This is a genomic window from Enteractinococcus helveticum, assembly GCF_020742345.1.
GTDB lineage: Bacteria > Actinomycetota > Actinomycetes > Actinomycetales > Micrococcaceae > Yaniella > Yaniella helvetica_A.
Genome location: NZ_DYXC01000064.1, coordinates 1 through 9,122, shown reverse-complemented (window position 1 = coordinate 9,122; position 9,122 = coordinate 1). Strand labels below are relative to the sequence as shown.

The window sequence follows — 9,122 nt, the reverse complement described above, 5'->3', positions numbered from 1 at the left end:
AAGGTCTCCGTGCCCTCGGCGACACGTCGTGCAGCAGCCTCACCGCCGTGCACCTGGAATGACACCACCCCACCAAATCCTGACATTTGCTGACGGGCAATGCTGTGGGACGGGTGCGATGCTAAGCCCGGGTAGAACACATTTTTGATGACAGCGCGGGAAGTCAACCATTCGGCGATAATCCCGGCGTTCTCACAGTGCTGTCTCATCCGTACACCGAGGGTTTTCAAACCCCTTGAGGTCAGAAAAGCATCCTGTGGTCCGGCTACTGCACCACCGGCGAATTGTTGGAACTCCAGGCGTTCGGCTAACGGGACGTCTTCCCAGACCGCATCGGCTACGACCACAGCGCCACCCAGGACGTCAGAGTGCCCACCGATGTACTTGGTGGTGGAATGCACCACAGCGTCAGCACCCAATTGAAGCGGAGTCTGCAACGCGGGGGAAGCAAACGTATTGTCCACCACCAGCAACGCATTATGAGCGTGGGCACGTTCTGCCCACGCTGCGATGTCCACAACCGTCAACAGCGGGTTGGTGGGCGACTCTAACCAGACCAGCTGCACGGTTGGATCAGCTAGTGCTTGTTCCAACTCGTGCGGATGCTGCGGCGACACAAAAATCGTGTGGATGCCCCAGCGGGCATAGAGCTGGGTGAGCAATCGATGGGTACCACCATAGCTTTCCGCCGCAGCCACCACAGTGTCCCCCGGACGAAGCGTGGCACGCAGCACGGCGTCTTCAGCGGCGATTCCAGAGGCGAAGGCGAAGGCTGCTGTTCCGTGTTCGAGTGCGGCAAGCTGGGTCTCTAACGCGGTGCGAGTCGGATTGCCACCGCGGGAGTATTCATAGCCGCTCTTGAGTGTTTCGACTCCGGGCTGGGCGAAAGTCGAGGTCTGATAGATGGGTTGAATCACCGCACCGGTCAGCGGATCAGGCTGCTGTCCGGCGTGTACCGATTGGGTACGAAATCCGGGGCGCAACAGCTGTTGTTGCTGTCGTGGTTGGGAAGGTATTTTGATTTCGGTCATGACACATTCACCTTCTGTGTTTGGCCTGCGGTTTGGTTTGACAGGACGCAATGTAGAGCAGTATTCAGGTCGGCCCATAAGTCTTCGACGTCTTCCCTGCCCACGGCCAGGCGGACTGTTTGCTCAGTGATTTCACCGGCTTGAATGAGTGCCGGGGTTAGTCGACAGTGGGTCGTTGATGCCGGGTGGACCGCCATTGAGCGAGCATCACCCAGATTTGCGGCGATCTTAAAGAGGCTCAGAGCGTCGAAAAATTGTTCTACGCCGTGAAGGTCGGAATCGATTTCAAAGGACAGGACGCCACCGGTGCCGCGCGGATAGTCTCGTGTGGCGATCCGATGATCAGGCGAATCGGGCAGACTCGGATGCCGCACACAAGACACTGCAGGATGTGCAGTCAACCGGCGAGCGAGTTCTTCGGCGGTAGCACAGTGCCGCTGGACTCGTATGTCCAGGGTTTCAAGACCGTCAAGGATATTTTGAGCGTTATAGGAAGATAATGTTGGTCCGGTGTCGTTGAGGAGCTGGGCTCGGATCAGGTGCAGCAGTGCGCCGTCGTCACCAAAACCTGACACCAGCGATTGATCGCCGAAGCGTTTGCGCGGGACGGTCAATTGTGGCCAGCGAGTCGGATTTTGGCTGGGCTTGAACTGACCGGTAGCAATGATGGCACCTGCCAAACATGACCCGTTGCCCAATAGGTATTTGGTGGCCGAATGCACCACAAGATGGGCACCGAGGCTGCCAGGCTGTACTAGGTAGGGGGTTGCCAGTGTGTTATCGACGGCCAAGACGACGCCGTAGCGGTTGGCGAGGTCGGCAAGGGCAGGGATATCGGCAAGGTCTCCGTGGGGATTTCCCACCGATTCGACGAGAAACAACCTGGTGCGATCGGTTACCGCGGCTTCCCATTCGGCCGGGTTGTGGGGATTGACCCAGGTGACGGTGATACCGGCTTCGGCCAGGGTGTCATTGAGCAGATCTGCGGTACCACCGTAGATCCTGTTGGATGCCACGACGTGTCCGGCAGAAACCTCAGGATGGGGTTCACCATCGGGACTCTGCCCCGAACGGCCAGCTAGTGCTAACACAACTAGCGTGATGGCGGCTTGACCTGAGGATGTGGCCACTGCACCAACACCGCCCTCGAGAGCTGCAATGCGGCGTTCTAATAACGCAACGGTGGGATTCCCGGTACGGGAATAGGTGAAACCTGGTTGACGCTGGGCGAAAGTTTCGCGCGCCTGTGCTAACGAATCGAACTGGTAGGCCGCTGATGCGTAGAGCGGCTGGCGTACTGGGTGAGCTGGTAACTGCTGGTCGGTGCCGGCATGGATCTGTTCTGTGGCCGGCCGGTGTGCGGGTGGTGCAGGTGGCCGCGCTTCAACATCAGAGTTCTTGGGTGTCGTAGACAAGGTGTCCCCCTGTGAACGGGGCGCGAAGCAGATGCTTCGTAACGCCATGCTTGCCGATGAGCGGTATTGCTCACGGCCGGATCATCATCTGAAAGCACCCCGTCACAGCGACAAAGGGTTGCCGATCGGTCAGTCAGAGCTGTAAAAACCGATACTCGTGATCCATATTGAATTATTTTCGGGTCTCCGCTGGTAGTCGATGTGCTGTACCAAGACGTGAGGTTTATTCACGGGTGTCTTGACATCGGTGCTCGACCGGAGACGATGCATTTACTGTAGAGATTGCGATGTTGGGTGTGCAACCAGGAGACGTCATCTTCGAGACTGAAGAAGCCATACCCCGGTAAATGTCAGAATGTTACGGTCAGCACAATATTTCGAGACGCTGTACATGGTGCAACTGGGAATGACGCCGGAAAACGAAGAACGGTGGCCATTGTTCTTCGTTGGGCAGTGGAGTCGTCATCCCCAGCCTCTGTTGAGCTGAATGTCTCGGCACCAACCTGACAGTAGGATTCCTCCCACTAGAGGTGTGCCCTAGCTCGCAAGTTCTTTTCGTACTATTTCTGCACCTGCGCTGAGCGCATTGAGCTTGCCTCGTGCCACGGTACGAGGCAAAGGGGCCATGCCACAGTTCGTTGATGGATACAGTTTGTCGGCATCTACGAATTCAAGCGCTTTTCGCAACGTAGTAGCTACTTCATCTGGAGTCTCAACGGTATTGGTTGCTACGTCGATGGCTCCTACCATTACTTTTTTACCGCGGATGAGTTCAATAAGGTCCATGGGGACGTGAGAGTTTTGGCACTCCAAAGAGATAATATCTATGTTGGATTTTTGTAGCCGTGGGAAAAACTGTTCATACTGTAACCACTCTGATCCGAGGGTCTTTTTCCACTCCGTATTTGCTTCAATACCGTATCCATAACAAATATGGACGGCGGTTTCACACTTCAGTCCTTCGATGGCACGTTCTAATGTCGCGATGCCCCAATCATTAACATCATCAAAGAAGACATTAAAAGCTGGTTCATCGAATTGGATGATATCGACACCGACGGCCTCGAGTTCTTTGGCTTCTTCATTCAGGATTTTGGCGAATTCCCACGCGAGTTCCTGGCGACTGCCGTAGTAGTCGTCAAAGAGCGTGTCAATCATAGTCATGGGTCCGGGAAGAGCCCATTTGAGCGGTTTGCTGGTCTGCTGAAGTGAAAATTCTGCATCTTGAACAAAGACAGGCTTGTCACGAGACACTGGCCCAACGACCGTAGGCACACTGGCATCATAACGATCGCGAATTTTCACGGTCTCGCGTTTTTCAAAATCGACTCCGCTGAGATGCTCAATAAAGGTGGTGACAAAATGTTGTCGTGTTTGCTCACCATCACTGACAATGTCTATGCCTGCTTGTTGTTGTTCGAGTAATGACAGGCTTAACGCATCTCGTTTGGCTTCAAGTAACTCACTGCCTTGGGCTTTCCAAGGTGACCAAAGTTTCTCAGGCTCTGCAAGCCATGCAGGTTTAGGCAAGCTACCTGCAGTCGAGGTGGGTAACAATTTTTTTGTCATAGCTGTCCTTATTTTTGCTTTCGTGCGGGCTCGTAATTCTTCGCCCATTGCTCGAGGAGCGCTTCATGGGGTTCGATAAAATGCAAAGCTGTGGACTCGCCTTGCTCACGAGCCAGTCGGCTGCGTTCTTCTCTGTCATACTCGATTTGAGTCAGCGAGTAGTCCTGGTTTTGCAGACTTGGGTGGTAGTTTTTACTTGCCGCAGAATTGGCATTATAAATTTCTGGTCGGTAGATTTTCTGGAATGTTTCCATGGTGCTGATGGTGCTGATGAGCTCAAGGCTCGAATAATCACTCAGCAAATCACCGTGAAAATAGAACGCCAATGGTGCCATGCTATTTCGGGGCATGAAATAACGTACTTTGAGGCCCATTTTCGCAAAATACTGGTCAGTCAACGAAGAATCACTGTGCTCAAATTCCACACCGAGTATGGGGTGCTGATTATTTGTGCGATGGTAGGACTTGCTGGTTGAGACGCTGAGGCAGATGACTGGCAGCTTGTTGAAGTTCTGTTGGTAAATATCCGAGCTCAGGAAATAGTCGTAGAGTTTCCCGTGCAGGTCGCCAAAATTCTTGGGAATGCTGAAATCGTGACGGTCTTCATTATGCTTTGGAAGCAACACGCTAAAATCATAATCTCGCACGTATGAGGAGAAATTATTTCCGACGATCCCTGCAAAACGCTGATCGTTTTGATGATCGATAATTGTTGTTTCCAGTATTTCAATTAGTGGAAACGCCTGGCCGTCACCTGCAATATCGATATCAACTGAAACAATGTCAAGCTCCAGGGAATAACGATCTCCTTGAGGATTGTCCCAATCAGCTAAATCATTGAAGCGATTATTGATCATCTGCAGGGTGTTGCGCAGGTTGACTTGTCGGCTCTTGCCGCGCGCCAAATTAGCAAAGTTCGTTGTCAGCCGAGTACTTTCTGCAGGCTGGTAGTTTTCGTCGAAAGCAATGCTTCGAATACTAAAGGCAAATTCCCTATGTGGTGTCTTCAAGTGATCTGGCCTCGAGTGGATACTAGTTGTGTTCTGTGGTTTGGATACTTGAGCGTGCACGCTGTGCTTGCTCCCTTCCAGGATCTAGACTCTACTCACGCCTTCATGAGTTCTCAGAACCTGAATTGTCACAAAAGCCAGCGTCGTGTAAGAAATAGGTCATTGCATGATTGATGAAGTTTTATGACAACCGCTTGAGGTATTATTTGACAAAGCAGAGCTAACAGTGCTTTAGGTGTCAGCGCTGAGGTTTACCTTGACAGTGCGCATCGCAGGTCCCAGGCATGCTTCAATCTTGGTATCCGCATCCTGCTAGAACGGTGGCTCCCAACGCCGAGCCAAACCCAAACTGTCACCAGGATGCACTCACGTAGCGATCACAGGAAGTCTGCTCATTCGCCAACGACAATCGGACCTGCTGACGCCGTCCCATTGGTGAGCAGGGCCCTGGTGTAATCGTTCGTGGGGTTGGTGAAGACGTCGTCGACGGTGCCGTATTCGATGATGTGCCCCTGATACAGTACCGCGATGCGGGTGGCAACGTGCCGGGCCCATTGAATGTCGCCTGCTAAGAACAAGATGGTCAGCCTGTGCGATTGGCGCAGTGAGTTGACTAACGCGATGAGTGCGGCCTGTGCGGTGGTATCCAATGCTTCGGTGATATCGTCGCACACCAGCAGCGATGGACCGGCCACGAGTGCTCGGGCGATGGCCGCCCGCTGGAGTTGTTCGGTAGATACTTCGGCCGGGTAGCGCTCATAGCATGCCGCCTCGAGGCCCACTGTTTCCAGGGCTTCCTCAACTATCCGCCGGTGCTGGTCGGTGGGTGCTGAACCAGCGGTTGCGACCGGGACTGACAAGGACTCGCCGATGGCGCGGTGGGGGTTGAGCAAACCGGTCGGGGAACCGGATAGGTACTGCACATCGAGACGGTCTGCTGAACTACGACGCCGAATCCGCGGGGCGAGTGTTCTGCCATGCAGCTTGACCGCACCGTGATGTCCAGGCAGCAATCCTGCAATCGCTTGGGCCAGTGTTGTTTTGCCCGCCCCGGTCTCCCCAAAGACAAATGTGCACTCACCGGGTGCAATGCTCAGTGTGATCCCGCGAAGCACCTTGCGTTGACGGCGTGAAACGCTGAGGTCTTCGAGCGCGAGGAGATATTCGCCGTCCCCGGCTTTCGTGTCGTGCTGTGTTGTGCTGGCGGTCAGGGGTGCAGGTGTGGCCGAGGGCTGGGCGGTCGGGTCTGGAACTGCGGCAAATAGGCTGCGCGTAATGGGGTGCTCGGGTGCGGTCAACGCCCGATCGGGTGTGGTGGTCTCAACGATTTCACCGTTGTGCATGACGGCGATTCGGTGACCGATAGATGCCGCAATGCCCGAATCGCGCGTGAGGTACAGCCCCGCAATGTTGTGGGTGAGACTCAAATTCCGGATGGTTTCTACCACCCGGTGCTGGGCGACGGAGTCAAGGCCGTGGGTGGGCTCATCAAAGACGACCACGTCCGGGGTCAGTGCAAAGGCCATCGCCAGTACGAGGCGTTGCGGTTGATCACCGGCCAGTTCGTGGGGCCAGCGCCGCTGGAAGCCGTCGTCAGCAGGTAATCCGACATTGCTTAGCACCTGGGCGACCAGCTCGCGGCGGTTGGTGTGGGTGGTGCCGTCATTGTGCGTCGTGAAAACTTCCAGCAGGTGTTCCCCAACCCGCATGGCCGGGTTAAGTGCCGTCGAGGGGCTTGACGGAACGTAGGCAATACGGCGACCGCGCAGTGACCGGATGGTCTGGGTATCAAGATCCAATAGTTCCACGGGTTCGGTCCCGTCCACCGGGTTGAGCATCAGTGACCCACTGACTACATCTACGCCGCGGCGGAAATAGGCCAGGCAGGCCAGCCCGACGGTGGTTTTGCCGGCGCCGGTTTGACCAACGAGTCCCAGCATCTCACCGCGGCATAATTCGACGTGCACCTTATGCAGCACCGGGGTAGAATCCTCGGCGATCACGCTCAGGTTTCGAATATCGAGCACAGGGGAGCGCGGTTGCATTATCGGGTTCCTCTCAGGCTGGCAGCTTGGTCCAGGGCGTGCGCCAACAGGCCGGTGCCGATGGTCAACCCCGCGATGGCCAGGGCCGGCAGCACCACGGCCCAGGGCTGCGTGGATAGGGCGATAAGGTTCTCACTGAGCATCCCGCCCCAGTTTGCGGTGGCTGGCTGGATGCCCAGACCCAGAAAGGACACTGACGCGATCAGCCCAACTGAGTACGTAAACCGCAGGCAAACTACCGCCACCATGCGAGCTGAAATATACGGCAGCATCTCACGGGTGAGGATGCTCCAGTGTGACACCGCATACATGCGCGCGGCCAGCAGATGCTCTTGGTCCTTGACCGTCCGGATCGCATCCCGAAGGCTCCGAGCAATCCACGGCGCTTGCATTATGCCAACTACCACCACAATGACCCATCCGGTGGGTTCAAGCATCGCGATGGCACATAGGGCCAGCACCAGTGTGGGCAAGGCCAGTACGACGTCGTTGATGCGCATGATAATCCAGTCGAGCATCCCGCCGACATACCCGGCAGTTACGCCGAACACCACGCCCAGCACCACACCGATGGTGCTGGCAGCAATCGCATAGCCGAATAAGGTCACGCCCCCGACGAGTGTTCGGGTCAGTACCGACCGGCCCTGAATATCTGTGCCGGCCATACCGGTCGATTCAAAAGGTTGACCAATGAGCTCAACGGGGGAGTGGCCGGTCAGGGCTTCGGCGAAAAAATAGCCGCCCACGGTCACCATCAGCATGATGGCGGTGAGCACCGCACCGATTTTGCCGGCTGGTTGCGCCCACACATCCCCTGCCAGCGCGTGGCGCCGAGTGGCGGATTGGCGGCGTGTTTGCGGCGCGGTCATGTGGTACTCCTGAATCGCGGATTGGCCAAAATCTCAACCACCTGGGCCAGCAGGTGGACCATAATGCACACCAGCAGTACCACCAGCACAATGGCTTGGACGACCTGCACATCGCCGGTTCTCACCGCATTGACCAACACCTGGCCTACACCCGGGTACTGGAAAAGGTATTCGATCACAACCAGGCCACTGATCAGCCACGTCAATTGCATCGCGACTCCGTGGGCGATGGCCCCGATTGTCAGCGGCATGGCATGAGCATGTACGACGACGTGCTCCGAGACGCCGCGGAGCCGGGCCATTTCTATGGCGTCGGAATCTAGGGCTGTAACCAGTGCCGACCTGGTCACCCGGACCATATACGGTGTGGCCACCAGGACCAGCGTGAGTAACGGCAGCATCCATTGCAACAGGGTTTCCCACCACGGTGTCTCTACCGCAGACCCGGTCGGCAAGATGGGAACTACCAAGGTTGCGAAGATCCCGAGGAGAACAATTCCCACGATGAACTCGGGTACGGCGGTCAGCATCAGCGAAATCCAGCCGGTAGGATGCTTGACCCTGGTCACTTGGCGCCGAGCGGAGGCTGTACCAATCCAAAGGCCCAACGTCGTCGCGATGATGACGGCTGCCGCCAGCAAGGCCAGCGAGTACGGAAGGGTAGCAGCTAGCACTTCTGACGCCGGACGACCAGTCTGCGAGACACCGAAATCTGTCTGAATCATACCGGCCAACCACTGGAAGTAGTGTTGCACGGGTGGCTGAGATGAACTGGCGGGATCGCCCGGTAGCAGTCGGACGGCGGCAAATATGACGGCGGACAGCGCGATGGCGACCAGCAGGCTGATTCCTACGCGACGAAGAATCTCGATCTTCATGCTGCCACCTTCGCATTCCACCCGCGATAAGCGAGGGTTGGTGTGACGTATATTACACCGAACATAGCAATGTGCCCGGTGGGGTACAAGATTTGGGGTGCGGTGTACACCCTGCGAGACGAGGCCATGCAGGCCAACAGCGCACAGCGTGATTTGCCAGGGCCAATTCGCAGCGTCCCATGTTGAGGGTGATGAGGCGCTCTTATATTTGAACTGGTGCTTCATCAGAGTCGCGATTCAAGGCAAAACTGAGGTGGCCAGGTCGCCACACGTATGATGAGTCTTCTGACCTCTAATGTTCGCTG

The 9,122-nt window shown here is 56.0% G+C and carries 7 protein-coding genes and 1 riboswitch; all 7 genes read right to left on the bottom strand.

Annotated elements, in window-relative coordinates:
- Positions 1 to 1,031 (bottom strand): aminotransferase class I/II-fold pyridoxal phosphate-dependent enzyme (locus tag K8V32_RS05120; protein ID WP_303903887.1); only part of this gene is annotated, 1,031 nt, incomplete at its 3' end.
- Entirely contained in the window at positions 1,028 to 2,446 is a 1,419-nt protein-coding gene (locus K8V32_RS05115) for an O-acetylhomoserine aminocarboxypropyltransferase/cysteine synthase family protein (protein WP_303903884.1), read from the bottom strand. The genes K8V32_RS05120 and K8V32_RS05115, both read right to left, overlap by 4 nt.
- Positions 2,447 to 2,487: 41 nt before the next feature.
- Positions 2,488 to 2,609: riboswitch (SAM riboswitch) on the bottom strand.
- A 374-nt stretch (positions 2,610 to 2,983) separates the two neighbouring features.
- Positions 2,984 to 4,015: a methionine synthase gene (locus tag K8V32_RS05110; RefSeq protein ID WP_303903881.1), complete on the bottom strand. Its 1,032-nt coding sequence runs from the start codon at positions 4,013 to 4,015 to the stop codon at positions 2,984 to 2,986.
- A gap of 8 nt (positions 4,016 to 4,023) precedes the next feature.
- Positions 4,024 to 5,025: a DUF1852 domain-containing protein gene (locus tag K8V32_RS05105; RefSeq protein ID WP_303903878.1), complete on the bottom strand. Its 1,002-nt coding sequence runs from the start codon at positions 5,023 to 5,025 to the stop codon at positions 4,024 to 4,026.
- 392 nt (positions 5,026 to 5,417) lie between these two features.
- On the bottom strand, positions 5,418 to 7,070 hold the full coding sequence (locus tag K8V32_RS05100) for an ABC transporter ATP-binding protein (protein WP_303903876.1): 1,653 nt from the start codon (positions 7,068 to 7,070) through the stop codon (positions 5,418 to 5,420).
- The gene (locus K8V32_RS05095) at positions 7,070 to 7,939 is read right to left on the bottom strand and encodes an ABC transporter permease (protein ID WP_303903873.1); all 870 of its coding nucleotides are present in this window, start codon (positions 7,937 to 7,939) and stop codon (positions 7,070 to 7,072) included. Before K8V32_RS05095 ends, K8V32_RS05100 begins: the two co-directional genes overlap by 1 nt.
- A complete protein-coding gene (locus K8V32_RS05090) occupies positions 7,936 to 8,817 on the bottom strand; it encodes an ABC transporter permease (protein WP_303903870.1) in 882 nt (293 codons plus the stop codon). The genes K8V32_RS05095 and K8V32_RS05090 overlap by 4 nt, the downstream gene beginning before the upstream one ends.
- Between the last annotated feature and the right edge of the window lie 305 nt (positions 8,818 to 9,122).